This window comes from Enterococcus hirae ATCC 9790 (genome assembly GCF_000271405.2).
In the GTDB taxonomy this organism is placed as follows: domain Bacteria; phylum Bacillota; class Bacilli; order Lactobacillales; family Enterococcaceae; genus Enterococcus_B; species Enterococcus_B hirae.
In genome coordinates this window covers 786,136-812,230 of record NC_018081.1, presented here as the reverse complement: position 1 = coordinate 812,230, position 26,095 = coordinate 786,136, and the positions used below count along the sequence as shown (strand labels likewise).

Annotated in this window: 26 protein-coding genes and 2 pseudogenes; 20 read left to right on the top strand and 8 right to left on the bottom strand. The window is 36.1% G+C overall.

Annotated elements, in window-relative coordinates; genetic code table 11:
* Positions 1–2,352 (top strand): BspA family leucine-rich repeat surface protein, encoded by a 2,352-nt coding sequence (locus tag EHR_RS03905; protein WP_010736815.1) that lies wholly within the window; start codon positions 1–3, stop codon positions 2,350–2,352.
* A gap of 311 nt (positions 2,353–2,663) precedes the next feature.
* Here EHR_RS03905 and EHR_RS03900 read toward each other — a convergent pair whose 3' ends face one another.
* Positions 2,664–3,110: a YueI family protein gene (locus tag EHR_RS03900; protein ID WP_010720405.1), complete on the bottom strand. Its 447-nt coding sequence runs from the start codon at positions 3,108–3,110 to the stop codon at positions 2,664–2,666.
* A 145-nt stretch (positions 3,111–3,255) separates the two neighbouring features.
* On the opposite strand from EHR_RS03900, the gene EHR_RS03895 reads away from it, so the two are divergent.
* The 5 genes from EHR_RS03895 (at position 3,256) to EHR_RS03875 (ending at position 8,113) form a co-directional block, all read left to right on the top strand.
* Complete coding sequence (locus EHR_RS03895; RefSeq protein WP_010736816.1) at positions 3,256–4,206, top strand: ABC transporter permease; 951 nt, start codon at positions 3,256–3,258, stop codon at positions 4,204–4,206.
* On the top strand, positions 4,199–5,155 hold the full coding sequence (locus tag EHR_RS03890; RefSeq protein WP_010736817.1) for an iron chelate uptake ABC transporter family permease subunit: 957 nt from the start codon (positions 4,199–4,201) through the stop codon (positions 5,153–5,155). Before EHR_RS03895 ends, EHR_RS03890 begins: the two co-directional genes overlap by 8 nt.
* The gene (locus EHR_RS03885) at positions 5,152–5,907 is read left to right on the top strand and encodes an iron ABC transporter ATP-binding protein (protein WP_010736818.1); all 756 of its coding nucleotides are present in this window, start codon (positions 5,152–5,154) and stop codon (positions 5,905–5,907) included. Before EHR_RS03890 ends, EHR_RS03885 begins: the two co-directional genes overlap by 4 nt.
* Before the next feature lie 21 nt (positions 5,908–5,928).
* Positions 5,929–6,882, top strand: coding sequence for a siderophore ABC transporter substrate-binding protein (locus EHR_RS03880; protein ID WP_010736819.1), 954 nt, complete (start codon positions 5,929–5,931; stop codon positions 6,880–6,882).
* 277 nt (positions 6,883–7,159) lie between these two features.
* Positions 7,160–8,113: a hypothetical protein gene (locus tag EHR_RS03875; RefSeq protein ID WP_014834358.1), complete on the top strand. Its 954-nt coding sequence runs from the start codon at positions 7,160–7,162 to the stop codon at positions 8,111–8,113.
* 576 nt (positions 8,114–8,689) lie between these two features.
* Here the strand turns inward: EHR_RS03875 and EHR_RS03870 are convergent.
* Positions 8,690–8,986: a hypothetical protein gene (locus EHR_RS03870; protein ID WP_010736821.1), complete on the bottom strand. Its 297-nt coding sequence runs from the start codon at positions 8,984–8,986 to the stop codon at positions 8,690–8,692.
* A gap of 237 nt (positions 8,987–9,223) precedes the next feature.
* Here EHR_RS03870 and EHR_RS03865 point away from each other — a divergent pair, with 237 nt between their 5' ends.
* The 3 genes from EHR_RS03865 to EHR_RS03855 all read left to right on the top strand — a co-directional run bounded on the left by EHR_RS03865 (position 9,224) and on the right by EHR_RS03855 (position 11,147).
* On the top strand, positions 9,224–9,793 hold the full coding sequence (locus EHR_RS03865; RefSeq protein ID WP_010720398.1) for a GNAT family N-acetyltransferase: 570 nt from the start codon (positions 9,224–9,226) through the stop codon (positions 9,791–9,793).
* Between the two features lie 72 nt (positions 9,794–9,865).
* Positions 9,866–10,222: an iron-sulfur cluster biosynthesis family protein gene (locus EHR_RS03860; protein WP_010736822.1), complete on the top strand. Its 357-nt coding sequence runs from the start codon at positions 9,866–9,868 to the stop codon at positions 10,220–10,222.
* 25 nt (positions 10,223–10,247) lie between these two features.
* Positions 10,248–11,147: a metallophosphoesterase gene (locus EHR_RS03855; protein WP_010736823.1), complete on the top strand. Its 900-nt coding sequence runs from the start codon at positions 10,248–10,250 to the stop codon at positions 11,145–11,147.
* 158 nt (positions 11,148–11,305) lie between these two features.
* Here EHR_RS03855 and EHR_RS03850 read toward each other — a convergent pair whose 3' ends face one another.
* The 3 genes from EHR_RS03850 to EHR_RS03840 all read right to left on the bottom strand — a co-directional run bounded on the left by EHR_RS03850 (position 11,306) and on the right by EHR_RS03840 (position 13,329).
* On the bottom strand, positions 11,306–11,719 hold the full coding sequence (locus EHR_RS03850; RefSeq protein ID WP_014834356.1) for a hypothetical protein: 414 nt from the start codon (positions 11,717–11,719) through the stop codon (positions 11,306–11,308).
* 26 nt (positions 11,720–11,745) lie between these two features.
* Positions 11,746–12,441 (bottom strand): hypothetical protein, encoded by a 696-nt coding sequence (locus EHR_RS03845; protein WP_014834355.1) that lies wholly within the window; start codon positions 12,439–12,441, stop codon positions 11,746–11,748.
* A 153-nt stretch (positions 12,442–12,594) separates the two neighbouring features.
* Entirely contained in the window at positions 12,595–13,329 is a 735-nt protein-coding gene (locus EHR_RS03840; RefSeq protein WP_010720393.1) for an MIP/aquaporin family protein, read from the bottom strand.
* A gap of 312 nt (positions 13,330–13,641) precedes the next feature.
* Here EHR_RS03840 and EHR_RS03835 point away from each other — a divergent pair, with 312 nt between their 5' ends.
* The 6 genes from EHR_RS03835 (at position 13,642) to EHR_RS03810 (ending at position 18,022) form a co-directional block, all read left to right on the top strand.
* Entirely contained in the window at positions 13,642–14,058 is a 417-nt protein-coding gene (locus EHR_RS03835; protein WP_010720392.1) for a CidA/LrgA family protein, read from the top strand.
* Positions 14,051–14,752: an LrgB family protein gene (locus EHR_RS03830; RefSeq protein ID WP_010720391.1), complete on the top strand. Its 702-nt coding sequence runs from the start codon at positions 14,051–14,053 to the stop codon at positions 14,750–14,752. Before EHR_RS03835 ends, EHR_RS03830 begins: the two co-directional genes overlap by 8 nt.
* A 63-nt stretch (positions 14,753–14,815) precedes the next feature.
* Positions 14,816–16,351 (top strand): helix-turn-helix domain-containing protein, encoded by a 1,536-nt coding sequence (locus tag EHR_RS03825; RefSeq protein WP_010736825.1) that lies wholly within the window; start codon positions 14,816–14,818, stop codon positions 16,349–16,351.
* On the top strand, positions 16,341–16,562 hold the full coding sequence (locus EHR_RS03820; protein ID WP_010720389.1) for a DUF2829 domain-containing protein: 222 nt from the start codon (positions 16,341–16,343) through the stop codon (positions 16,560–16,562). The genes EHR_RS03825 and EHR_RS03820 overlap by 11 nt, the downstream gene beginning before the upstream one ends.
* Entirely contained in the window at positions 16,559–17,320 is a 762-nt protein-coding gene (locus EHR_RS03815) for a 3-oxoacyl-ACP reductase (protein ID WP_010736826.1), read from the top strand. The genes EHR_RS03820 and EHR_RS03815 overlap by 4 nt, the downstream gene beginning before the upstream one ends.
* A 192-nt stretch (positions 17,321–17,512) precedes the next feature.
* Positions 17,513–18,022 carry a QueT transporter family protein gene (locus tag EHR_RS03810; RefSeq protein WP_010720387.1) on the top strand — a complete coding sequence of 170 codons (510 nt, stop codon included), beginning with the start codon at positions 17,513–17,515 and terminating at the stop codon, positions 18,020–18,022.
* A gap of 327 nt (positions 18,023–18,349) precedes the next feature.
* Here EHR_RS03810 and EHR_RS03805 read toward each other — a convergent pair.
* The 3 genes and pseudogenes from EHR_RS03805 to rpsD all read right to left on the bottom strand — a co-directional run.
* Positions 18,350–18,502 (bottom strand): annotated as a pseudogene (locus EHR_RS03805) (transposase); the annotation flags it as partial.
* Between the two features lie 246 nt (positions 18,503–18,748).
* Positions 18,749–19,297 carry a biotin transporter BioY gene (locus EHR_RS03800; protein WP_010736828.1) on the bottom strand — a complete coding sequence of 183 codons (549 nt, stop codon included), beginning with the start codon at positions 19,295–19,297 and terminating at the stop codon, positions 18,749–18,751.
* A gap of 324 nt (positions 19,298–19,621) precedes the next feature.
* A complete protein-coding gene (gene rpsD / locus EHR_RS03795; RefSeq protein WP_010720384.1) occupies positions 19,622–20,233 on the bottom strand; it encodes a 30S ribosomal protein S4 in 612 nt (203 codons plus the stop codon).
* A 447-nt stretch (positions 20,234–20,680) separates the two neighbouring features.
* Between rpsD and EHR_RS03790 the strand changes: the two are divergent.
* The 5 genes and pseudogenes from EHR_RS03790 to mutS all read left to right on the top strand — a co-directional run bounded on the left by EHR_RS03790 (position 20,681) and on the right by mutS (position 26,061).
* Positions 20,681–21,315, top strand: a pseudogene (locus EHR_RS03790) (DNA alkylation repair protein).
* Positions 21,316–21,336: 21 nt separating this feature from the next.
* The gene (locus tag EHR_RS03785; protein ID WP_010720382.1) at positions 21,337–22,110 is read left to right on the top strand and encodes a Cof-type HAD-IIB family hydrolase; all 774 of its coding nucleotides are present in this window, start codon (positions 21,337–21,339) and stop codon (positions 22,108–22,110) included.
* Between the two features lie 167 nt (positions 22,111–22,277).
* A complete protein-coding gene (locus EHR_RS03780) occupies positions 22,278–23,075 on the top strand; it encodes a TIGR00282 family metallophosphoesterase (protein ID WP_010720381.1) in 798 nt (265 codons plus the stop codon).
* A 15-nt stretch (positions 23,076–23,090) separates the two neighbouring features.
* Positions 23,091–23,465, top strand: a complete 375-nt coding sequence (locus EHR_RS03775; RefSeq protein ID WP_010736830.1) for a YlbF family regulator — start codon at positions 23,091–23,093, stop codon at positions 23,463–23,465.
* On the top strand, positions 23,449–26,061 hold the full coding sequence (mutS, locus tag EHR_RS03770) for a DNA mismatch repair protein MutS (protein WP_010736831.1): 2,613 nt from the start codon (positions 23,449–23,451) through the stop codon (positions 26,059–26,061). The genes EHR_RS03775 and mutS overlap by 17 nt, the downstream gene beginning before the upstream one ends.
* Positions 26,062–26,095 lie beyond the last annotated feature (34 nt).

Sequence of the window (26,095 nt, the reverse complement as noted above, 5' to 3'; positions counted from 1 at the left end):
TTGAGAAAAATAAAATATGTTTCGATTATGATGATTTTGTTAGGAAATATGGTTTATTATGGACAATCAGGCTTTGCAGATAGCCAAACAGAGCAAACAGCGACTGCCGTTGAAAACAACGACTTGAAGCAAGTAATAGAATCGCCAAAACTACTCACTAAGAAAGAAAATTCGCCAACGGGAGGAATTCATCAGGGAGTCTATCAACACATCAACTATCTATTGAATGATTCAGAACTAACGCTGTCAGGATTGTCAGACAATACCCAAGTCCCAGCCATCGTGATTAATTCTTCATTTTTAGATGCTATTCAACCAAATATAAAAAAACTAATCTTATCTCCACAATTTTTGAGAGATATCAACAAAAATGAAGTGCATTCTTTGACGGTATCTGCTGATCTTCCTTTCGCCCCTTGTATTGCTAGTGATCAGGGAAATAGTGTCAACTTGTCACAAGTATTTTTTAGAAATCAAACACTTAGAAATGTTGATTTTGGGCAGACTGATTTTAGTCAAGTGACTAATACAAGTGAAATGTTTAAAAACTGTGCACAATTACAATCTGTAAAGATCAACAAACTTGATGCGACTAATTTAGGAGGCATGTTTATGAATTGTCCGAATTTAACACAAGTGACAATCTTAGAAAATGAAATGCCAGAAGATTTGAGTGATATGTTTAATGATTGTCCACAGTTAACAAAAATTGAGGGAATCAACAATTGGAAGACAACCATGATTAAAAGTGTCAAAGGATTCGTCACTAATTGTCACGCATTAAAAAATTTAGATTTAAGTCATTGGCCTGTTTCATTACAGAATCAATTGCAAGAACAACTAGCAAACAGTGTCATTTTAAAAGACCTAATGAATGAACATTCTATTGAGGGAAGTTATGTAGCGACATCGCCTGTAGATCAAATAACTTCCTCTGTTACAGCAGCAACCGGTACTGTATCGGAATGGCAATATCAGTTGACGCCACAAAAGGATCGTTATCTTTTAACGAAATACATTGGAAAGAGCCAAGAAATAATTGTACCTACAGTAATCAATGGAAAGCCGACTATTTTGAACAATATCAACACTGCAGTTTTCCCTAATTATAAATCGATTACCAGTTTTAAAATTGCTTCGGGGAATAAAGTACCAATTCAAACGACAGATTTAAGACATGCTTTTCAATTTTGGTCGAATTTAAAGGAAGTAGATTTGACGGGATTGGATGTTAGTACAGTGACAAACACAGGAGCGATGTTTGCTAATGATCCCCTTTTAACTAAAGCAAATCTGAGTGGTTGGGATACTTCCCATATTATAGATATGAATTATATGTTCAATGCAGATCGAAAATTACAAGAATTAGAACTAGCAAATTGGGATGTTCGTCAAGTAGTAAATATGGATCATATGTTTTCTTATTTATCTAGTGTAAAAAAATTAGATTTGAGCTCTTTTCAAACCGAAAAAGTAAAGATTATGAACAGCATGTTTCTTGGCATGAATGAGTTAAACTTATTAGATTTAAGACAATTTGATCTGACGAATGTCACTGATACTACTAATATCTTTACTACAGACAACAAGACTCCACTATTAGTTATTGCCAAAGATAATAAACTATTGAATTATAATTATCTTTCAAATAATCGGATAATCGCTGGTCCAACTTTTGATGCCAACGGGGGGACGTTTGAAGATAATAGTATAACAAAACACTATTTCCAATCTGTTGCGGTTTCTCCTACCGATCCTAAACTACAAATGGCAACACTTGATCAATTCAAAGCTACTCTAGTCGCTGAGAAACCAAATAGCATTTTTATCGGCTGGAACATAAAAGAAGGGGGCAGTGGAAATCAGGTGACAGACTTACTCAATACGACTTATCAAGCCATCTGGTCACCATTACCAGAAATGCCATCTCCTTCAGACAATATGAGACCGGGAACAACAAGTTCATTTGGACTTTCTTATATCCCTAAGAAATTTAGCTTTCTTGAAACACCATTAAAAGAATCAGGAGAGCAATATATTCCATTTATTAAAAAAACTTCTTTTGATGTCGGTGTATGTGATGAGAGTCAAACTAATAATAGTTGGTCACTACAAGCGCAACTTGTTTGGGATAGCGCTCAGGAGATTCCAACAAGCTCGATCGTCCTAACTAACCAAGGTATCGTGAAGAAAAATATCAATGATGGAAATGCGCCATTTAATCCTAGTACGGACTTGGTTGATTGTGGTAGTGAAGTCCAAGGTACTATTTCACCAGAAATAAAAACGGATAGCCCAACCGTTATAATGAAAGCTACTCAAGCAATTCATACCTCTGTCTATAATTATTAGGAAATGTCTCGCTCAAAATCACTGATGCAAAGGTAGCACAACCCGGAAATTATACGGGGCACGTTGAATGGAATTTAGTTAATGCCCCTTAAAATTGATTGAATAGTTATGAAGATCAAAAGAAATTAGCTATGGGATAACATAGGTGAAAGATTTTTTACTGAATGAGGTATGTTGTAGATTGAAAATAGTGTTCAACGCCAAAAAAAGAGAAGATACTTAAATTGCTTGTCAATTTTAGTATCTTCTCTTTTTTAGAGATTGTTTTGAGTATCATGCCTTTTATGGGAAATATGACAGTCAGCATAAGCTTAAAATAGTCGTTCCCAAAAGCTTTTTTTCTTCGGCTGTTCTTTTGGAGAAAGAGACTCTTGTTTGGGATATTTCTTTTCTACATCAATGACTGGCTCGTTGACCGCTTCTTTAGCAGCGACTAATAAACCAAAGCTATTGGGATCATCAGATACATAATCATTAACGATCGTAAAGCGTACATTTTGTTTGGTAGCAAGTTGGATATATTGATTCTGGATCGTTAAAGGTAGCGAGCCATTCAGAAGAACCGTAACATCGGGTTGTTTTTCGATTTCTTTGAGAAAGTTTTCTTTGTTTATGGGATCTTTCATCTCAGCTACAGTCATACTTAAGTAGCAACGTTCACGGAATGTCCCCATATATTTATGTTGTTCCTCTGGATTAACTAATGGTGTACCATACATCCCCTTATCTAAGTGGCTCTGTACATCATCTTTTGACATCAAAATATCCTCCTTTTCATTGTATAGCTAATAAAAGTATAACATACAAACAATTGAAGTTTGAAAGGAAAAAAAGCGGTTGCTTTTGTTCATCTGTTCACTTAGAATAAGAATGAGAATCATTATCAATTACAGGAGGGGTTTGATGCGCTACGGTTGGCTCATAGGGTTGTTAGGTTTACTGACTATCAGCTCATTATTTATTGGTGTCTCAACGATTCAAGTAATTGATTTGCTTCAATTCAAAGGACAAAGCACGCAATTGTTTCTTGCCACTCGTCTGCCACGAACGGTTTGCCTGATCCTTGCAGGAGCAACTAGCAGTATTTGTGGCTTGATCATGCAACATTTGACGCAAAATAAATTTGTTTCGCCTACCACAGCTGGAACGATGGATAGTGCAAGATTGGGTATTTTAGTGGTGATGCTTTTTTTACCAAATGCACCGTTGCTTTTACGTTCATTTACCGCTTTTTTGTTTGCTTTTGGTGGGACACTTTTATTTCTTTTTTTGGCACAAACGTTACCTCAAAAGAATCAACTGATGTTACCATTGATCGGTGTCATGTTAGGTAATATCATCGGCTCCATTGCCACTTTTTTTGCTTATCAATTTCAATTGATCCAAAATATGTCTTCTTGGTTACAGGGGAATTTTGCCACGATTATACGTGGAAATTATGAATTGCTTTATGTAACCGTTCCATTATTAATCGTTATTTCTTTCTTTGCTTATCGATTTACGATTGTTGGATTGGGGGAGTCATTTGCGGTCAATTTAGGGATTGACTATAAAAAAATGCAGTTACTAGGGATCGGTCTCGTTTCTTTGGCTAGTGCGATTGTTTTGATCATGGTGGGAAGTATTCCATTTTTAGGGGTAATCATTCCAAATATCACAGCCCGTTTATATGGAGATCAAGTACATAAAACAATTGGTATTACTGCATTGTTGGGAAGTGTTTTCTTACTTTTTTGTGATATCGTTGCTCGCTTGGTGATCTATCCTTACGAAATCCCAGTAAGTGTGATCGTGGGAATCTTCGGGGCTATTATTTTTCTCTATTTGTTGGTTAGGAGGAAAAAATATGCTTAAAAAAAGGGGCGTATTCATTGGACTGTTGCTTCTTGTCCTCTTAGTGATTATGAGCTATTTAACGATCAACACTTATGGAAATTGGCAATTTGCTTGGGCCTTACGGAGTAAAAAAATCGTTGCTTTTTTACTGGTTGCGTTAGCCACCAGTAGTGCCACGATCAGTTTTCAGACAATTACCCAAAATCAGTTTTTGACACCCTCAGTATTAGGACTAGATTCTCTCTATGTCTTAGTTCAAACGGTCCTTTTCTTTATCGTTGGGGGTGTGACCATGCTTCAGCAAACAGGGACTGGCTTTTTTTTGACAAATATTGCGTTAATGGTTGGCTTGAGTCAATTACTCTTTTTCTTTTTACTAAAGAAAGGACAAATGAACTTGTTTTTGCTTTTGATGACTGGTGTCATCTTAGGGACTTTGTTCAGTAGTGTGAGTACATTTCTACAAGTGGTGATGGACCCAAACGAATATGATTTATTACAAGGAAAATTATTTGCTAGTTTTGGGAACATCCCTAGTCATTATCTAGTACCAGCAACTATATTGATTAGTGGTACATGGCTCTTTTTGTTTTATAAAAGTCGTTATTTAGACGTTTTTCATCTAGGGCAAGAGCAGGCAATCAATTTAGGAATCGATACAGAGCGATTTCAATTTTTAATCCTGTGTTGTGTCAGTCTTTTAACAGGAACAGCAACGGCATTAGTAGGACCATTAACTTTTTTAGGTTTTATTGTAGCGAATGTTAGTTACCGATTATTTGCGACTTATCGGCATCGAGAGTTGTTTTTAGGTAGTTTTTTGGTAGCGTTACTGTTTTTGGTAGGGGGACAACTGCTGGTTGAACAAATTTTTAAATGGAATACCACTGTCAGTGTCATCGTAGAGTTTTCAGGAGGACTGTACTTTATGATCAAACTGATTCGAGAAAGGAAGACAATTGGATGATCGATTTAAAAAAGGTCAATAAAAGTTACCATGACAAACGGGTAGTCAAAGATGTCGATGTCTCTATCCATGACCAAAGATTAACGGCTTTTATTGGTCCCAATGGTGCTGGTAAATCAACGGTTTTATCCATGATTAGTCGTTTGATTGCGAAAGATACTGGGGAAATCTATCTTGATCATAATGAAGTGAAAGCCTGGCGATCAAAAGAATTAGCTCAAAAATTAGCCATTTTACGCCAATCAAATGGCATCAGTATGCAAATCACAGTGGAAGAATTGGTAGAATTTGGGCGCTTTCCTTATACAAAAGGCAAGCTAACTACAAAGGATCAACAAATCGTGGCGGAAGCTTTGCAACACTTAGGTTTAACCTCCTTAAAAAACCAGATGATCCATACGCTTTCGGGTGGGCAACTACAACGAGCCTATATAGCGATGGTGTTAGCCCAAGATACTGATTATATCTTACTAGATGAACCGCTAAATAATTTGGATATGAATTTTGCTGTTCAGATCATGCAAATTTTACAACACTTAGTTCGAGATTTAGGGAAAACGATCATTATTGTGCTTCATGATATCAATTTTGCAGCAAGCTATGCGGATGAGATCATTGCCATGAAAAATGGGGAACTGTTTCTTCAAGGAGCCACCAATGAAATTATTCAAAAGAACATCTTAGATGAATTATATGAAATGGACATTCGAGTTTGCGAGATTGAAGGGCGCAGATTCTGTCTTTATTTTTAAAATAGCAGAAGGAGAATCGGAATGAAAAAATTAGTTGTCAGTTTTTTATTAGTAGCAACAGTAGCGTTAGCAGCATGTGGTAGCAATGCGGGGAGTACTACGTCAAATACGAAAACCAGCGGCGGAGAAGTTCAATCTTCTTTGACCGTAAAAGACAGTAACGGTGAGAAAATTGAAGTTAAACAAAAACCTCAAAAAGTCGTCGTCTTTGATAATGGTTCTTTAGATACTTTGGATGCATTAGGAGTGGGGGATAAAGTCGTTGGTGCGGCCACGAAGAATTTACCAGACTATTTGGCAAAATATAAAGAAGTGGATTCCGCAGGCGGACTTAAAGAACCTGATTTAGAAAAAATCAACCAAATGCAACCTGATTTGATCATTATCTCAGGGAGACAAAGCGATTATCAAGAGGAATTAAACAAAATTGCGCCTACTTTATATTTAGCTGTTGATTCAAGCAAGCCATGGGAATCGATACAACAAAATGTTCAAACCTTAGGAAAGATTTTTGATCGAGAAGATCAAGCCGAGGCAGGACTTACCGATTTAACTAAAAAAATCAATGAGATAAAAGAAAAAACAAGTAATCTTGATCAAACTGCGTTAGTGACGTTAGTCAATGAAGGACAATTATCCGCCTATGGTTCAGGATCACGCTTCGGACTTGTTCATGATGTCTTTGGTTTTAAACAAGCAGATGAACATATTGAAGCTTCTACTCATGGACAAAGCGTCTCTTATGAATATGTATTAGACAAAAATCCTGGTATTCTTTTTGTGGTAGATCGTACGAAAGCGATCGGTGGCGATGACAGTAAGGATAATGTCGCTGCGAATGAGTTGATTGTACAAACGGATGCAGGTAAACATCATAAAGTGATTTCGCTACAGCCAGACGTTTGGTATCTAAGTGGTGGAGGCTTAGAATCCATGAAATTAATGATTGAAGATGTTGCTCAAGCCTTGAAATAAAGTAAAAACGAGATGGGACGATTGTTATCGGTCTCATTTTCTTTATATATAAAAAAATATTAGATTCTATAGATGGTGGAGTAATCTTTTTTATAGTCATAACGGGATGTGCTCATATTTATGTAAGCTTAGAACGACTATTTCTTTCTTGAGGAAAAAATTAATGAATATTATATCTTCAACTATGCTATATTTGTTAGCAACTCCCACTAATGAATCGAATAAAGTTTTTTAAATTATTCATCTTAATCTCTACATATGAAAGGAATTGAATTATATGGATGATTATCAACGTCGTTATGAGCTTTTAGCCCTGACCTTAGGGTTAAAACGTAATACCAACTTATACTATAGAATGGAAGATGCTGTCAAAGAGCACAAGAGAGACGGTGATACTGGCACAGAGGACGAAGTGATGCTACTTTCTACCTACAAAAAAATGATTGAACAGGATACTGATGGGTTCTTTATTGATGAAAATAGGAAAGAACACATTCTTTCGTCATTAACAAAAACACTAGATTTTTGTAATGCACCAAGTACTACTGCATCGTTACAAATACTGGAAAGTCTTAAAACAAATGATCCTACGTCATTTTTGATTGTACCACTTGCCTATCCTCTTTATTCTGGTAAAGGACATTGTTCTGGATTAATAATATATAAACATGGAAATTGTTATGACGTAGTAATGGTTGATAAAGCGAAACTATTTAATCATCAATTTCCTGTTGGACTTGTAACCATCTATGCTGAAAGAATAGATCAGCTTAATCATGTACTTTATTTAAGTAATAAGTTTGCTCTACCAACGATACAACCTTTCGAAGAATTAAAGAAATTAGTTCACATATCAACAAAAAAGTGTGTTTCTAGGCTTAACGTTGATATGTCACCTCAAAATGTTGGAAACTGCATTGTTAACGAGGTAGAATCTACACTTAAAGTAGCTCTTTTTAACTGTCAAAAAAGTATTCTGTCATATTCTCATTCTAAACCAACATTGAGACCTAAATGGAACTCTTGCCCTCATTCAACTTTAGAGATGAGAAAACGATTTCTTAAGGCTTTAAAAACTAATAAACATGAACAAAATAAGTCTTTTGACTATATTTTTAACAATTATTATCTGAAGCGAAAAAATCATCCAAAAAATGTAAAATTACAACAGAAGATGATGAAATTAGAAAAAATACGAAGTCAAAGAAAAAATAATATATATAAAAAATAAAATACATAGTTTTAAAAAGAAGATATAACAATATTTATAAAAGAAATTGGAGGCTTTATAAACGGAATAAAATTGTTGAAGAATTTAAAAAAGATTCTCGTATTGTAGGAATCAACAATGAACAAATGCCACCTTCTATACCTCAATTAAAAAAAATGGGAGATATTCTTACCTTACCTAGCCAACAAAGAACTGAGCCTTCGTTACAATCATATGTTGTAAAGCAAGAGAAATACTTTTCTAGAACATAAGCTTGTTTAATAAAAGTACATTTTTTTTAAGGAAGATTAATGGTTATGGATTTGTATATAGATATATATATTTAGAAGATTTAAATAGGAGAAAAAATGAGACTGTCAGAAAATAATCTGTCAGTCTCTCTTTTGGTTATAAAGCAAGCTATTAGTAGCATTTAGGGAAGTCTGTCTTCAACATAAATTCATTTTCGACTTCATAAGGATTAATTCTAGGTTGATGCTGGGTAAATAATCGTGTGAAAAATTTTTTTATCATCTCGTTCGCCTCCTATGGTGTTGATAAGGATACTAAACGAATCATAAATAAAACTTAACTTTTTCACATTTTCGTTTCAGCTAATGTTTGGTAATTCAGAATCTTCATTGTACGATAAAATTCAGCTGGTAAATGTGCCCACCGTTTTAACAATTGGGAAAAATAACTTTTTCCGGCTTTGATTTTATACTCACCTAGTACCAAGCCAAAAGAAGGCATTAGTTTTTTTGATAATTGTTTAAATGTCGTGAGGGCTTGTTCTTTATCCTCGTTGACAAATAAGGTTTTTACTTCAATATAAGATCCTTCAATATTTTGGGTTTCTTCAATAAAATAGATTTTTTTCGTATATTCTCTCATAGGAACTCCTCCGATATCCATTGTATTTATTGGTTATTTCAACGATAACGAAAAGATGTTAATAAAACGTGAACAAAAAATTATTCTTTTTCAAGCAATGATTAAGGATTTTTTATTTTGAACTTTCCAGTCCTTTATTTTAGGCAGGTTTAAGAATTCTTTCAACGGAAGTAGTTGAAAGTTATAACAAATTTCGCTACAGTTAAGAAAACGAAAAAGCAAAAGGTGAGGATCGCGATGGAACAATTGATCAATCGAAATTTGGTTTTTGCGCAACATCAACGTATTGAAACAGAGCGCTTGATTTTACGCCCCGTTACATTAAATGATGCAAAAGACATGTATGACTATGCTCATGATGAAGAAACGACACGGTTTGTATTTCCAACACATCAATCCGTTGAAGATACGAAAAACAGCATCGCTAATTATTTTATGTCAGCACCTTTAGGGAAGTACGGTATTGAATTAAAAGAAAATCAACAATTCATCGGGACAATTGATTTAAGAGTACAAGAAAATGAAGATAACGCAGAGATCGGATATGCACTGAATAAGAACTATTGGGGAAGAGGATTTGTTCCAGAAGCGAGTCAAGCATTGATAAAATTAGGATTTGAAGAGTTAAACTTGGTCCGAATCTTTGCTTATCACGATGCAGAAAACCCTAAGTCGGGGCGTGTAATGGAAAAACTTGGGATGAAAAAAGAAGGAATCATCCCTGATGCAAGGCGTTTCAAAGGAAAAATCGTTTCAGTTGTCTTGCGAGGATTGACACGACAAGAATGGCAAGCAGGTAGAAGTTGATAAAGGTGTAGCATAAACAAGTTAGTTGCATCTGAGTTGTAAAATCATTAAGCTAAGTTTGAGGTGATAAGAATGGAATTATTACTAACAGATGAAGCAAAAGAAAAATTATTAGCACAACAAAACGAAGATGAACAGTTATTACTTGATATTGAAGACGGAGATGGTCCTTTTGCCGACAGTCGAGTAACTTGTCAGATTGATACATCCTTTCGTTTGATTCTCGTAAAGAAAGAGACAACAAAAGATTTGAGTTTATACTCTGTCAAAGTAGAAACAGCTGTTGGACCAATCTACATCAAAAAAAGTGCATTGATGTATCTAGATGATCCGACGACAATTGCAGTTGAACCGACTTATAAGAGTTTACAGTTAAAAGGCCCCAGTGGATTACTAAAAGGTAATCTTCAAATCATACATCACGAGTAGAAAATAGGAGACAGAAGGTAAGCGTATGGGAAACTTGGCAATTATCAGCGATTTACATGTAGATATCAATCAGTTTAGTGAACAAGAATGGCTGATTTTGTGGAAGGTTCTCACAGACAAAGGGATCACACGGCTTCACTTAGCAGGAGATGTGGCGAATAAAGTCGATCTTTGCCAAGCAGTTGTTGAATTTTTTGCCAAAAAAGGAATTCCTACAACGTTCAACTTTGGGAACCATGAATTGGCAGATGTTGAGGGAGAAGAAATGATGAATCATTTCCCGGATTCTCACTTTTTAAATGAACGATATCTGGCGTTGAATAAGCAGACAGTCCTACTTGGGATGAATGGTTGGTATGATTATCAATTCTCAGAGTTAAAAGAAAATAAACAAATTCTGCGTATGAAGAACCTTTACTGGTATGATCGTTTTATTAAACGAGAGGGAAGTGACATTGAAGTCAACGCTCGAGTTCTGATAGCAATGAAAAAGTTACTAGACCAGTTAGAAGCAAAAAAACTGGACGTTATTTTAACGACACATTTTGTTCCTAAAAAAGACTTTATTGTCTATCAAAACGCTCCATACGAACGCTGGAACAACTTAAATGCTTTTTTAGGTTCCGCTTCTTTTGGACAACTATTAGATCAATACGATAATATCAAACAGGTTGTTTTTGGACATACCCATCGCCGTTTTGAAGATAAACTCATTCATGGTACCCGCTATAGTTGCCGTCCTTTTGGCTATTATTATGAATGGCAATTGACTAGGGAGTTTGTACGAGAAAATCACTTGATCGATAGTTATCATCCCATGAAGTTACGCACGCTATTACGAAAACACGACCCAGAGTTTAATCGCTACCGCAATGAACATTTGTACGAAGAGTTTGCAAAAGCCATGACGACCATTTCTTATTAGAAGGGTTGTCATGGCTTTTTATTCCATTGTCAACGAGTAATATCATTTTTTGAAAATAGGGTTAGAACGGTCACGGTCTAACTATTTATTGCGGAGCTAGGCACTCGTTTATTTTTTCTTGTTGAGCACAATCGGATTATTGATTCACATTATCCCCTTTAGCGAATGAACTCATCTTTTGGCGTCCTTTTTTCGGTTCTTAGTCCGTTAGCTATCCTATTTTTTTCGTCAGTTATTTTTTCAAAAATATTGATCATATTTTTGGTATTGCCAGCTTTTGGATACTTACCCATTTTCGGATCTGCTATAATTGCTTTGTTTAACTGTATTGGTTTCTCTACTTTTGAAAGGTTACTAGAAGGCGTTTCTTTGAAGATTTCTTGAATTTCTGGATGATCGGCAAATATTTTTTTGTATATTTCATGTATTCTGTTTTTTTCTGTCATTGTTAAAGGCGAATGTTCATCATTCGCTCGTTTTCTCAATTTGTAAATTTCAAAGAAATAATCAGGAAGAGGAGATTTTATGTATTTTGATTTGATCACAGTTAAAAAACGTTTTTGCATCTCCAAAGTGGACTCGGGAACATCACTCCATTTTAATTTTTTTTACCTTGTGAAGCGAGAAGGTTATGGCGGCAATGTAAGAGCGCAGTTTTTGCAGTAGCTTCTATTTCTTTGACCACACAATTTCCTTCTTTTTGTTCATGCATCGTATAGTCTAGTGACGAAAAGCTGTTAGAAGAGGAATGGTCAATAATTCTGTACAGAATATCATAACAAGTTTCGAGTTTAGGATGATCTCTCTGTGCAAACAATTCTTTACAAAGGGGAGCCATTTTCTCCGAAGGAATTTTAACCATATTTACAGATGAGTTTGACAGGTGCTTCCTTTTATCCACTAGAATAATTCTATAGTTTTTCGTTTCTTTGTAGATGAGTGCTCCGGAAACATGACCACTTTTTTTATTTTTCTTTATACTATAAGATAAGGGCAAAAGAATAAAATCTCGAGGATCATTTGAAATCATCCGCTTTAAAGTATGAAAAAGTTGTGTGTGACGAGTAAAAGAATAGAAATCCTTGCTTCGGTTGAGTGACTGAATCATTTTTAATTTGTCTTGCTTACGTACAAAAAATTCTTGTTCATCTTGTTGGATCATTTTAATATAAATAGAAAATAAAAGTGGGTAATTCACTTTATCATCTTCCGGAGACCATCTATTATTTTTCTTTAATGATAAAGAAAGAGCAAATATATCAAGATGTCGCTGAAGCTCTGTTTCGTAAGGCATAGGAGTTCCTCCATTTATAAAATAAATAGTAAAGTCTGCAATTTATTTTGCGTTCTTTGCATAGTATGACATAGGTTAAAAGAGGACAGAAATCAAATTTTTCTCCAAATAAAAAAACTTGGAATCGAAGTGATTCCAAGTTTTTTTGATAAATTAAGCCATAAATAAGAATTTGTATAAGAAGACAGCAACGATACCAGCACAAATCGGTGCAACAACAGGTACCCATGCATAACCCCATTGTGATGAACCTTTATGTTTTAATGGTAACAATGCGTGGACTAAACGTGGTGCGAAGTCACGTGCTGGGTTCAAACCAGGTCCAGTAGGTCCGCCGAGAGAAGCAACTAACGTCCATACTAAGAAACCAAGAGCTAAGTGTGCTGTACCAAGATTGTCTTGGAAGAAAGGTGCTTTAGTAATTCCTAGTGCACCAAAGAATAAAACAAATGATCCAAAGAATTCATTAACAAAACCATTGAATTTAGAACCAACACTGTTGATTGTTGAGAAAGTACCTAATACATGGTTTACATCGTCTGTTTGATCATAATAAGGTTTGTAGCAAGCTACAACGATCAATTGTCCAATTGCGGCACCAATCAATTGAGCAGCAATATAAGGTAATACTTCAGCCCATGGGAATAAACCATTTGAGGCAAGAGCAATTGTGAACGCTGGGTTAATATGATTTCCACTGATACCACCAAAAATCATTGCTGGCATCATTACACCACAGCCATAACCTACAGCGATCAACATCCAGTCACTTCCATAACCTTTTGTTCCTTTTAAATCTACGTTTGCTACAGCACCATTCCCAAGAATGATTAATAAAGCTGTACCGATCATTTCCGCCACAAGACGGGTCATAAGTGAATAATCCATATATACCTCCAAAATTTATAAAAATGCAAAAAAAAGAAACAACAACACAATAGGTGTAGTGCTTCGCATCCGACGTTTTTATTGGTCATAAATAAGTGCAGATAAAAAAATGATTTCTATGTATAAAAGAAATCTGACCAACTTCCAAAACAACGTATGGAACTTTCCCACAAAACACCAACCTTAATTATAAATATACCAAAAAAAACAATTATATTTTTCAAATATTGTACTTTAGAAACAGCACAATTTGAAAATTTCAGAAAAATATTGTTAGTAAAATGAAAGCTAACAATAAGGAGTGTTTCATAGATGAAATTTTTTCAAGAATTTTTTATTATCCTCTTTTTCTCAGTTTTAGGTGAAGGAACTCGTGTATTGTTCCATTTACCAATTCCTGGAAGTATCCTAGGTATCTTATTTTTGTTCCTAGCTTTTGAGATGCGACTAGTAAAGCCTGAGCATTTAGGAGGAACAGGTGATTTTTTATTAAATAATTTAACGATTTTATTCGTCCCGGCAGGGGTAGGTTTACTTGACTATTTTGGTGATATTGCGACAATTTGGCCTATTTTATTAGGTGCGGTAGTGATCTGTTCGATCGTAACGATGGTCGTAGCAGGCAAAACGGCAGAAGTAGTAGAAAAAATGTTACAATCTGTTCAATTGAAACAAACAAGTAGCCAAAAGTTGCAGAAAATCAAAAGGAAGGAGCAACAAATTGACTGAATTTATTCGTAACCCATTATTTGGATTAAGCTTAACGTTAGGTGTCTACGTATTATCAGATAAATTTTTACGCAAGTATAAATTGCCAATTATCAATCCGTTGGTATTGTCTATTTTAGTGATCATTCTTTTTCTTCATTTTTCTGGAATCAGTTACCAGGATTATAATGTGGGTGGGAATTTTTTGACCATGATGATTACGCCAGCAACAGTTGCATTAGCTATTCCCTTATATAAAAATTTTCATTTGTTAAAAGAAAATTTTTTCCCAGTCATTGCGGCAATCTTAGCGGGGATCGTAGCTAATTGCTTAGTCAGTGTGGGTATTGGCTATTTATTTACATTAAAAAAAGCGATGGTCATTTCTCTGCTACCTAAATCAGTGACAACAGCGATATCTGTTGATCTTTCTCATACGATGGGAGGAATCAATGCGGTCACGCTTGCAATTGTTGTTTCTACTGGCATCTTTGGGTCGTTGATCGCTACTCATATCTTTCGTCTTTTTAAGATCAGCAGTCCGATTGCTAAGGGGGTTGCGTTAGGAAGTACCTCTCATGCGATTGGTACAGCAAAGGCAATCGAATTGGGTGAGATCGAAGGGATTATTTCAGGCTTAGCCATTGGCGTCAATGGCATGCTGACCGTCTTTTTATTACCATTATTATTTCAGTTTTTTACTAACCTGTTTTGATGTTGTTTCCCAGGATTTATGCTACAATGAAAAAAACGTTCTAGCATAAAGGAGTGGTAAAAGTTGTATTTGTCATCTGAATATTTAAAACGATTTGATAAAGACCTTTATTATAAAATTCTCCTGCTGGAAAGTTTCGAGGATCATCAGTGGCACACGATTGCAGAACTGGCACAAACAGTCCAATTAGATGCAAGAAGTGTCGCTAAGTACTTAAACGAATTAACAAAAAATTACCATCAGTTCAACGAGAGCTCTCAAACATTGTTTATGAAAACCCCTCGTTCTGGCTATTCCTTTTATGATACGCTTGATTCTATCGAACATGAGCGTTTTTTGATTTTTCTCGTGCAAAGTACGCTGAAATACCAGCTATTGCACGATATTTTTTTTGAAGAGTTTCATACGATCTATCAATTTGCTCAAAAACAATATATCAGCGAATCAACTGCGCGTCGAAAGATCAACGAGTGGAGAGAACAATTAAAAAATTACGGGATTTATTTACAACGTGGGACTTATGTGGTGCAAGGAGAAGAAGAAATCATCCGGCTTTACCTTCACATGACGTTTTGGCAGTTGTTTCGTGGGAAAATTTGGCCTTTTGTAACGATTTCACAATTAGATGTGAAAAAAATTGCTGAACAAATCATGGCTTTTTTCAATGTTCGCCTTAATGAGATCAAAAAAAGAAGACTAGAGTATATGTTAGGAGCTTTCTTCTTGCGTAAATCTCAGAAGCATTACGTATCGTTAAACGAACGAAAGCGACAACTGATTACTGATAATCCTATGTTTCAAAAATTTTGTCATTGGATGCAACCAGTGTTTCCTAACTATTTTCAAAATGAAGAAGAATTAGGTGCGTTATTTTTAGTTTTGATGACACGAGAAGAGTACTATACGGATGAAGACATCCGAGAAGAAATGTTTGCTTTCCATCGAAGGAGACAAACACCACCCTACCATGCACTTTATGAAGCAAAAGAAGCATTAGCTCTCTATCAAGTGGAACAAGGATTGTCAGAAGAACCCTTAACAAAAGAAGCTGAAACCTATCTTTTTAGTAGTCATTTATTTGCCTATCTTTTTCCAGAAGCTAAGGAAACCATTGATGGGAACGACAGTGACTTTATAAATCATTTGATGATCGAAAACAGTGAAATTATCCAGTGGCTCGATTTGTTTTTTGAGACCGAGCAAAAAGTGGATCAGCTAGCATTTCAAAATACGTCTTTTTTGATGGGGCGGTATTTAACGGTTTTAAAGACAATGGGTGCATTTACACCAAAGTTACCGCAGATCACGATTCTTTTGATGACAGATTTCCCTCTGTTTGAAGAGCAGTTGTTAATAGAAGACTTACATCGTTTTTTTCGAAATGTTTATTGTTTGAAATTTTTACCAACAGATTATCGGGGACGAGAAGTTGATTTATTACTTTCAACGAGCAAAGTGCATCGTAAACCATGGTCTGATTTAGAATATTTTATCGTGAATGGAGAGTTACAGTTAAACGATTATATCCAATTGTACCAAAAATTTGTGTTGATCCAAGACCGAAAAGACAAAGAAAGGAACGAAATAAATGACATTTGAAGAAATTTTACCAGCATTAAAAAAAGGGAATAAAGTGATTCGAAAAGGTTGGAGTGGTTTTGAATTGTATGTCGTTCTTGTTTCAGGAGAAGAATTTGACGGTTGTCCCGTTACCCCTTACTTTTTAATCAAAACAAGTGACGAAGGATTTTCCAGTTTTGCGCCTACAGTCTGTGACATTTTAGCTGAAGATTGGATCATTGTGGAATGAAAAATAGATACAGTGATCTAACAGAGAAAGTTGTTTTTGTCACTGGAGCAGCTTCAGGTATCGGACAGGCACAAGCTAAAGCCTTTTTAGAACAAGGTTCGCGGGTGTTTGGTTTTGATCAGCAATTAGGCCGAATGGACGATCTATCCCAGCAATTTTCTGAAACCTTTGCTTATTTTTTAGGTGATATCACGAATCATTCTTTGTTAAAAAAGGCGGTTGAACAGTGTCACGAAACGTTTGGAAAAGTTGCGATCTTGCTGAATACAGCAGGAATTTTAGATGAGTACCAGCCATTGTTGGAAACAGATGAAGCTTTATGGGATCGAGTGTTTGCTGTTAATGTCAAGAGTATGTTTCAGCTAACGCACTTAATCCTTCCAGACATGCTTGAGGAAGAAACAGGGACAATCATCAATATGGCATCAATTGCTGGCTTTGTCGGTGGTGGTGGCGGGATTGCCTATACCAGCGCAAAGCATGCGATCGTTGGTTTTACGAAACAATTAGCATTAGATTATGCTTCTCAAGGTATTCGTATCAAAGGGATTGCGCCAGGAGCAATTCAAACACCTATGAATGCAGCTGATTTTGCAGGAAATGGTGAGATGGCGGAATGGGTAGCGAATGAAACGCCTGTTAAACGGTGGGCACAACCAGAGGAAGTTGCTGAACTAACGTTGTTTTTGGCAACCCCTCAAGCAAGCTATATCCAAGGGACGATCATTCCAATCGACGGTGGTTGGTTATTAAAATGATTTTGTCTTTTTTATTGTTTTCAGATAAGCTATGATTAGCGAATTTATTCGCACTACGGCACTTCAGTTGGAAGTCAATTCCCATCCTTTGGTCGTAGTTATTACCAAGAGTTGAGAGAGACGAGATCTTTTGTGGCATTTTTGACCACAAGGATGATCGATTGTATCCCGATCTTGTAAAGGAGAAAGAATATGGATCAAAAGAAAATTCGTTCTACTAATCGTTTTACCACAGCAGAAATTGCTCGAATGGCACTTGTAACAGGCTTATATGTGGCAGTTACATTCGTGTTGTCAGTTATCAGTTTTGGTGCCATTCAAATACGTCTTTCCGAAATGTTCAATTATTTGTCGCTCTATAATAAAAAGTATATTTTGGCTATCACGCTAGGTGTTGCTTTAGCCAATCTTTCCTCTCCATTGGGATGGATTGATGTAGTAGTTGGTAGTATCAGCACCTTACTTGTCTTATTGATTAACTATGAGATAACGAAACGAGTAAGAAACATGAAAATAAAAATGGTGATTACAGCTTTGGTCTTTGCATTTTCTATGTTTACAGTTGCTGGACAATTGAAGCTATTCTATCAATTACCCTTTTTCTTCACTTGGGGAACTGTTGCTTTGGGTGAGCTAGCTTCCATGCTAGTGGGAGGAGTCATCATTTATTGGGTCGGACAAAAAGTAGATCTAAAAAAATAAACGACGATTTAGCTAAGTCTAAAAATAGAAGATAAAAAGCTTACGATTGAAAGCTTTTAGATTGAAGGGACTGGGACAAAAGTTGTCTCAGTCTCTTCTAGTATCTCTAAAAAACGAATAAACGGTGAGACAAAAGTAGCATCTTCGGAAATAAGCCGAAATTTACCAAAAATTTGAGAAGCAATTTTCGGAAATTCCTTCTTATTTCTTGATGCTGAACACTTTTGTCTCAACCTCTTTTTTATATGTCTATTTTCAAAAACAAAAGAAAAATTTGTCTTCTTTTCTTTAGAAAAATACTCTTTTTTCGCTTGATATTTTTTGATTTAGCTTTTTCATATTTAGACAAGCAAAAGTAAGCCCGATTTTCATGTGCATTTTTACAATTCCTATTTGATTGGTATAACGTAACCCATGAAATTCTTTTGTGGTGCTGAATATTCGTTCAATCGTTTCTTCTCTTTTTTTATAGAGATCTTTAAACTTACTTTGTTTTGAAAGCATCAGGTACAGCTCCAATTTATCGTTCTGTTTTAACGTATAAAAAAGACAAAGCACTATAAATAAGTACTTTGTCTATAGTCTGAAAGCTTACGATTGTAAGCTTTTTTTATTTATCATCAATTCAAGGAATTTAGGTAATGCCACAATCAGTTTGAATCAGTGACGATTTTATTTTAAAAAATTTTTCGTAAAGGAATACAACGTAGTAGTTGTTTTGTCTAGTTATTTATCCATACTAAACAACTGAAGTCGAGACAAACGTTTTTTTAGAAACAGACCTACCGAAGCGGCAGCAATCGATTTGATTGCTTCAGGGATTATAAAAGGAAGAAATCCACTTAAAAATGCAGTGTGAAGAGAAAGACTGCTACTGATCATTAACCAAAGCATGCCACAGCATAATGCGGCTGCTGAACCAACTAAGTTTGCGGATATTGTCAGAGGATAGCGAGAACCGACTTTCTCCATGATAAATCCAATTAGCCAAGACTGGAGGATAAAACCAACTAGATAGCCACCGGTAGGACCGAATAATACACCAATTCCTCCAGACATCCCCGAGAAAACAGGTAACCCAATAAGACCTAATAAAAGATAGATCAAGACGGAGACAGTTCCTGTTCTCTTACCAAGGAAAGTAGCAGTTAAACCAATGGCAAAAGTCTGTCCAGTCAAAGGAATTAGACCTAGAGGGAAAGTGAATTGTGAAAGAACGGCAATGATCGCTGCAAATTCTGCAGCAAGAATGAGTTCTTTGAGTGATTTTGTCATAAGTTCTCCTTTGTTAACCATTTTTATTTTCTAAGTTAACGAAATTGTATAAGAAAAATTATTTTTTGTAAAATATATTTTTTAAATAAACGAAGTATTCCTTCAAAATATTAGTCTATCTTCCTTTGAGGATAGGTTATATGTTCAGTTAAACATTGTTTCATTTTGAACTTTTTGGCAAGTCTCAACATATGATTCTAGGAGAGTTACACGGGCGAATCAAATTCAAATAAAGAAGAGAGCTAGAAAAGAGAGAGGGAAATCTACATAAAAAAAGCCCAACTATCGAATAGATAGTGGGCTTGTAAGCCAAAGCTTTGAAAATTATAGGCTTTGGTTGTAGTATTCAACGACAAGAGCTTCGTCGATTTCTGGATATAGTTCGTCACGTTCTGGTAAACGAGTTAATGAACCTTCCAATTTTTCAGCATCGAAGCTTACGAATGCTGGACGACCAACAGTTGCTTCAACAGCTTCTTTGATTGTTGTCATGTTTTGTGATTTTTCACGAACTGAGATCACTTGACCAACTTCAACGTGGTATGAAGGGATATCAACGCGTTTGCCATCAACCATCACATGACCATGGTTAACTAATTGGCGAGCTTGACGACGAGTAGTTGCAAGACCTAGACGATAAACAACATTGTCTAAACGTTGTTCTAGTAAGATCATGAAGTTAACCCCGTGTTTACCTTCTTTGATTTTGCTAGCTTTAACGAACAAGTTACGGAATTGACGTTCGTTCATTCCGTACATGTGACGTAGTTTTTGTTTTTCAGTTAATTGCATACCGTATTCTGATTGTTTGCCACGGCTGTTTGGTCCATGTTGACCTGGAGCGTAAGGGCGACGTGCTAATTCTTTTCCTGTGCCTGATAATGAAATACCTAGACGACGAGAAATTTTCCATGATGGTCCTGTATAACGAGACATTAAAATTTCCTCCAATAAAATAAATTTAGTTTTTGGAGTAAAATAATCCGATAAAAAATTCATAATCGTGTAGTCCATTCTTCAATCTTCACCTTTGCAGCCGCGGTTACGCAATTGAACCCGAATCGGGGCAATGAACTAGGGACGAAATTATTATTTTTCCGCTGCATTATTTTACACAAGGTCCAGTATAAGGGAAACAAGGTGAAACTGTCAAGTACGTTTCTCTTTAAAAACGCTTTACAAACCTTGTTTCACTCTATAAAATAAGAGGGTATCTTTTAAAAGCATGAAAAATAAACGTACCAATCTTAAAAAGAAATAAATGAAGGATCATGCTTGTGTAAGCACAGCCTATTTTCAACCTACAGAGCCACTAAAAGGTAGTGACAGTGATTTTTCAGCTGTCACCTAAGATACGGGCTTGATTTTTCAAGGAGGACTGTCTTGGAACTTTTAGTTTTTCAAAAAAATGAAGAAAAAGCACATCCAATGGAAATGTATATGAGAAATCAGTTCTCATTTGCAGGTGTGCCCAAACCAGAACGTTGGAAATTGCAACAAACACTTTTGCGTGAAAGCAAAGTGCTTGATGTTCCAGACCTTTTTTTCCTTGTTTTCTATTATTATGAAAAAAAGAACGGGAGTATCAGTACCTGGCGATTGATTTGATTCAACAAAACATCAAACGTTTATCATTGGATGAGTTGGTCGAATTGTCTGTATTGGTACCGGAAAAAGCATGGTGGGATACGATTGATGCTTGGCGGAAAGTTTATGCTACATGGTGTAAACTTCATATGGAACAATTAGAGACGGTTTCTCTTTTGTTTGAAAAAAAAGAAGATTTTTGGCTTCGGCGAATAGCAATTACGTTACAGTTAGGATTTAAAGAAGCTACCAATCAGCTGTTGTTGGATCGAGTGATTACTGAAGATCGCTCCTCAAAGGAATTTTTTATTCAAAAGGCGATTGGGTGGGCATTGCGCGATTACAGCAAGACAAATGTTTCTTGGGTAAAAGAACAATTGACAAAAGAATGGTCTGCTTTGACAAGAAGAGAAGCAAGCAAGTATTTATAAGAAAGTGAGTCGACTAAAAAAATGAAACGTAAATTATTTGCTTTTGATATTGATGGGACGCTACTGGACACAAATAAACAAGCATTAGACAGCACAAGAGAAGCCTTGGATAAGTTACGTAAAGCAGGACATTTGGTAACGATTGCTACTGGGCGTAGTCGTTTCCATGCGCAAGAGGTTATCCGAGATCTAGCATTTACAAATTATATCTTATGTAATGGCGCTGCTGGATTTTTAGATCATGAACAAGTTTATAAAAATTTGCTTGACCGTGAACAATTAGACAATTTTGTCAAAGAAGCACAAGATAAAAATATCGATACTGCTTTTGTGAGTCTAGATAATATCAAACGTTATTCTTCCAATCATGTGGGAATGATGGAAGAGGCAATGCATTCTTTTGGCGCTGTTTTACCTGAACTTGATCAGTACTTTGTGGAAGAACAAGATATCTATCAAGCTTTAGCATTTTTTGATCAGAATTACGATCATCATTTTTCTAGTTACGATAAGATTCGATTTGTTCGTTGGCATGAAAAAAGTGTGGATGTTGTTCCACATGACGGTTCAAAAGCAGCCACGATTTTACACCTAGCAGAACAAGTCGGAATTGCGCAAGAAGATATCATTAGTTTCGGTGATGGCCAAAATGACCGAGAGATGCTGCGTATGTCAGGCATTGGTGTTGCAATGGGAAATGCAGTTCCAGAGGTACAAGCAGAAGCGAAGTTGGTTACTGATACAAATGATGAAGATGGAATTTGGAAAGCATTGAAGCAACTTTCCATGATTTAAATAAACAAGTATAATCTAGGATAGTAAAAAGAACTAGTTGGAGACTGACTTCAGCTAGTTTTTTAGTAGTTTCAGATGAGGGTTACGCAGAGGATTTTTCTGCCCTTTTCTTTCTACAAAAAAACAACTATAATATAGAATGATGTTAAAAGAGAAGAGGAAAACGTGTGCGGGTTTTATTTATTGGTGATGTAGTAGGTTCAATGGGAAGAGATATGATTACAACCTATCTTCCTCGTTTAAAAAAGAAATATCAACCACAGGTCACAATTGTAAATGGAGAAAATGCAGCTTCTGGAAGAGGAATAACTGAAAAAATTTATAAAAAGTTTTTACAAGACGGTGTAGATGTTGTCACGATGGGCAATCATACTTGGGACAACCGAGATATTTTTGAATTTATCGATCAAGCAAAAAAAATCGTTCGTCCAGCAAACTTTCCTGAAGGAACGCCAGGTCAAGGAATGGTATTCGTGAAAGTCAATCAAGTAGAACTAGCTGTAATCAACATGCAAGCACGTTCTTTTATGGTCGACTTAGATGATCCATTCCGCAAGATGGATCGCTTGATCGCCGAAGCAAAAAAAAGAACGCCAATCATTTTCGTTGATTTTCATGGAGAAACGACAAGTGAGAAACAAGCCATGGGATGGTTCTTAGATGGAAAAGTCTCAGCGGTCATTGGGACCCATACGCATGTACAAACCAATGATGCTCGGATTCTACCGCAGGGAACTGCCTATTTAACTGATGTAGGTATGACAGGTCCTTATGACGGAATTTTAGGTATGCGCCGAGAACCAGTTATCGAAAAATTTTTAACAGCTTTGCCGAAACGTTTTGAAGTCGTTGAACGAGGACGAGGTATTTTGAGTGGCTGTTTACTGGAATTTGATGATGCAACTGGTAAAGCGAAAACCATCCAATTAATCCAGATCAACGAGGACCGTCCATTTTTAGAATAGAAAGTGAGACATCTTTTGCATAAAGAGCCGAATATTCAACGAGAAGCGGATAAATTAGCTCAACTTTTAAGTGAACATGAAACGATCATCCGCTACCACGAACTAGAGCGAAAAGTACAAACTAGTTCCTATTTAGAAAAGTTAACGGAAGATATCAAATCTGCACAAAAAGAAGCAGCAAACTATGCTTATTATGGAAAAAGAATAGCAGAAAAAGAAGCGAATGGTCGGGTTGAACAATTGACGAAACAATTTGATCAACATCCGATCGTAGTAGCTTATCGGAAACAATTGCTTGAAGCAAATGATTTATTGCATCATTTGACGAAAATGCTGCAAGATGAAATCAATAATTGGATAGAGGAGGAAGACAATGCCTCAAAAAACTAAGAATACTCCAATGATGGAACAATATTTAAGCATCAAGGCCCAATACCAAGATGCTTTTTTGTTCTATCGTTTAGGTGATTTTTATGAATTATTTTATGAAGATGCCATCAATGCGTCTCAAATTTTAGAGTTAACATTAACCAGCAGGAATCGTAATGCAGACGAACCAATTCCAATGTGTGGGGTACCCCATCATGCAGCACAAGGCTATATTGATATTTTAATTGAAAAAGGCTATAAAGTGGCTATTTGTGAACAAGTAGAAGATCCTAAGACCACCAAAGGGATGGTTAAACGTGAAGTGATTCAATTAGTAACACCTGGAACAGTCATGGATAGTAAGGGACTATCTGCTAAAGACAATAATTTTTTGACAGCAATTGTTAGCCAAGGCAACGAATTTGGATTTGCCTATGCTGATTTAAGCACAGGGGAGTTAAAAACTGCTCATTTGTTTGATGAAGAAGCTGTACTGAACGAAACGACGGCTTTGCAAACAAAAGAACTTGTTTTAGGAAATGAAATTAGTGAAAAACTTGCTGAGCAATTAAAGAATCGATTAGGATTAGTTTTCTCAAAACAAGAAACAAGTGAAGAAAATGCAGAGTTTAATTTCTTAACCAGTGAGCTATCCGATCCACTTGAAAAAGAAGTGACCGGAAAATTACTTACTTATTTAGCAGTGACACAAAAAAGAAGTCTTGCGCATATCCAAAAAGCGATCGAGTATCAACCGGATCACTATTTGAAAATGGATTACTATTCTAAGTTTAACCTCGAACTAAGCCAGTCCATACGTACAGGAAAAAAACACGGCACGCTTTTATGGTTGCTAGATGAAACGAAAACAGCTATGGGCGGGCGTTTACTGAAACAATGGCTTGACCGTCCGCTGATTCAACTCAATCAAATCAAGTCACGGCAAGAAATGGTAGCTTCTCTTTTGAATAGCTATTTTGAACGACTTGATCTACAAAGTGCATTGACGAAGGTTTATGATTTAGAACGCCTAGCAGGAAGAGTGGCTTTTGGAAATGTCAATGGGCGTGACTTGATTCAATTAAAGACTTCTTTAGAACAAGTACCGCTGATTCGTCAACTGATCGAAGGGATCGATCAAGGTCAGTGGACTGACTTATTGAAGGAAATGCAACCGATGGATGACCTGGTTCATTTGATTGATCAAGCAATTCAAGAAGACCCGCCCCTACAAATTACTGAGGGGAATATCATTAAAGATGGTTTTAATGATCAGTTAGATACGTACCGTTCTGCGATGACTAATGGGAAGCAGTGGCTAGCAGAGTTAGAAGCAAGAGAACGTCAGCAGACTGGGATCAAAAATTTAAAAGTTGGCTTTAATCGTGTATTTGGTTATTATATCGAAATCACTAAAGCGAATCTGGCAAATGTTGAACTGGAAAAATACGAACGTAAACAAACATTGGCCAATGCAGAGCGCTTTATCACACCAGAATTAAAAGAGTTAGAGACGCAAATTTTAGAAGCAGAAGAAAAGTCTGTTGATTTGGAATATCAGCTGTTTTTAGCAGTGAGAGAAGAAGTCAAAAAAGCGATCAAACCATTACAAATTTTAGCAAAATCAATCAGTACAGCCGATGTTCTGCAAAGTTTTGCTACGATCAGTGAGCGATACCAATATGTTCGTCCTGAGATGGTCTCGGATCGACACCAATTACTAATCCAAGAAGGTCGGCACCCAGTCGTTGAAAAAGTATTAGGACATCAAGAATATATTCCCAATAGTGTGGATATGGCTGAAGACGAAATGATCTTATTGATAACTGGACCGAATATGTCAGGGAAAAGTACGTATATGCGTCAGTTAGCATTAACTGTTTTAATGGCTCAAATGGGGTGCTTCGTCCCTGCGCAAAAAGCGATCTTACCAATTTTTGATCGGATTTTTACTCGGATTGGTGCAAGTGATGACTTGATTGCTGGACAAAGTACGTTCATGGTGGAAATGATGGAAGCTAATCAAGCGTTGCGGCATGCGACATCAAACAGCTTAATTCTTTTTGATGAATTAGGTAGAGGAACTGCGACTTATGATGGAATGGCATTAGCTCAAGCGATCATTGAATATATCCATCAACATGTACAAGCAAAAACGCTCTTTTCTACACATTACCATGAGTTAACAGTTCTAGAGGAAGAATTACCTCAATTAAAAAATGTACATGTAGGAGCTGTTGAAAAAGACGGCGAAGTAGTATTTTTGCATAAGATGATGGATGGCCCAGCTGATAAAAGCTATGGGATCCATGTAGCGAAAATTGCAGGGCTACCTTCTAATTTATTAGCAAGAGCTGCAGATATTTTGCATACATTAGAATCAGGAGAAGTGAGCCATCATTCCGTGGCTGTTACAAGTGAGCCGCTTGAAGCAATAGCACAACCAGTAACTGATACTGCATCGATAGAACAAGAAGAAACGCAACAACTGTCCTTGTTCAGTGAATTAAGCGATGCCGAAACAGCAGTTATTTCTACATTGAAACAAATGAATCTGTTAGAAATGACACCAATGGATGCATTGAATCAACTCTATGAATTGAAAAAACAGCTGTAAATCAACGATAAATAAGAAGAGTAAGCTCACTATA

Coding starts and splice junctions, on each gene's coding strand:
- EHR_RS03900 (WP_010720405.1), bottom strand. CDS start 3,110: ATGTCAAAAGATGATGTACAGAGCCACTTAGATAAGGGGATGTATGGT.
- EHR_RS03895 (WP_010736816.1), top strand. CDS start 3,256: ATGCGCTACGGTTGGCTCATAGGGTTGTTAGGTTTACTGACTATCAGC.
- EHR_RS03890 (WP_010736817.1), top strand. CDS start 4,199: ATGCTTAAAAAAAGGGGCGTATTCATTGGACTGTTGCTTCTTGTCCTC.
- EHR_RS03885 (WP_010736818.1), top strand. CDS start 5,152: ATGATCGATTTAAAAAAGGTCAATAAAAGTTACCATGACAAACGGGTA.
- EHR_RS03880 (WP_010736819.1), top strand. CDS start 5,929: ATGAAAAAATTAGTTGTCAGTTTTTTATTAGTAGCAACAGTAGCGTTA.
- EHR_RS03875 (WP_014834358.1), top strand. CDS start 7,160: ATGGATGATTATCAACGTCGTTATGAGCTTTTAGCCCTGACCTTAGGG.
- EHR_RS03870 (WP_010736821.1), bottom strand. CDS start 8,986: ATGAGAGAATATACGAAAAAAATCTATTTTATTGAAGAAACCCAAAAT.
- EHR_RS03865 (WP_010720398.1), top strand. CDS start 9,224: ATGGAACAATTGATCAATCGAAATTTGGTTTTTGCGCAACATCAACGT.
- EHR_RS03860 (WP_010736822.1), top strand. CDS start 9,866: ATGGAATTATTACTAACAGATGAAGCAAAAGAAAAATTATTAGCACAA.
- EHR_RS03855 (WP_010736823.1), top strand. CDS start 10,248: ATGGGAAACTTGGCAATTATCAGCGATTTACATGTAGATATCAATCAG.
- EHR_RS03845 (WP_014834355.1), bottom strand. CDS start 12,441: ATGCCTTACGAAACAGAGCTTCAGCGACATCTTGATATATTTGCTCTT.
- EHR_RS03840 (WP_010720393.1), bottom strand. CDS start 13,329: ATGGATTATTCACTTATGACCCGTCTTGTGGCGGAAATGATCGGTACA.
- EHR_RS03835 (WP_010720392.1), top strand. CDS start 13,642: ATGAAATTTTTTCAAGAATTTTTTATTATCCTCTTTTTCTCAGTTTTA.
- EHR_RS03820 (WP_010720389.1), top strand. CDS start 16,341: ATGACATTTGAAGAAATTTTACCAGCATTAAAAAAAGGGAATAAAGTG.
- EHR_RS03815 (WP_010736826.1), top strand. CDS start 16,559: ATGAAAAATAGATACAGTGATCTAACAGAGAAAGTTGTTTTTGTCACT.
- EHR_RS03810 (WP_010720387.1), top strand. CDS start 17,513: ATGGATCAAAAGAAAATTCGTTCTACTAATCGTTTTACCACAGCAGAA.
- EHR_RS03800 (WP_010736828.1), bottom strand. CDS start 19,297: ATGACAAAATCACTCAAAGAACTCATTCTTGCTGCAGAATTTGCAGCG.
- rpsD (WP_010720384.1), bottom strand. CDS start 20,233: ATGTCTCGTTATACAGGACCATCATGGAAAATTTCTCGTCGTCTAGGT.
- EHR_RS03785 (WP_010720382.1), top strand. CDS start 21,337: ATGAAACGTAAATTATTTGCTTTTGATATTGATGGGACGCTACTGGAC.
- mutS (WP_010736831.1), top strand. CDS start 23,449: ATGCCTCAAAAAACTAAGAATACTCCAATGATGGAACAATATTTAAGC.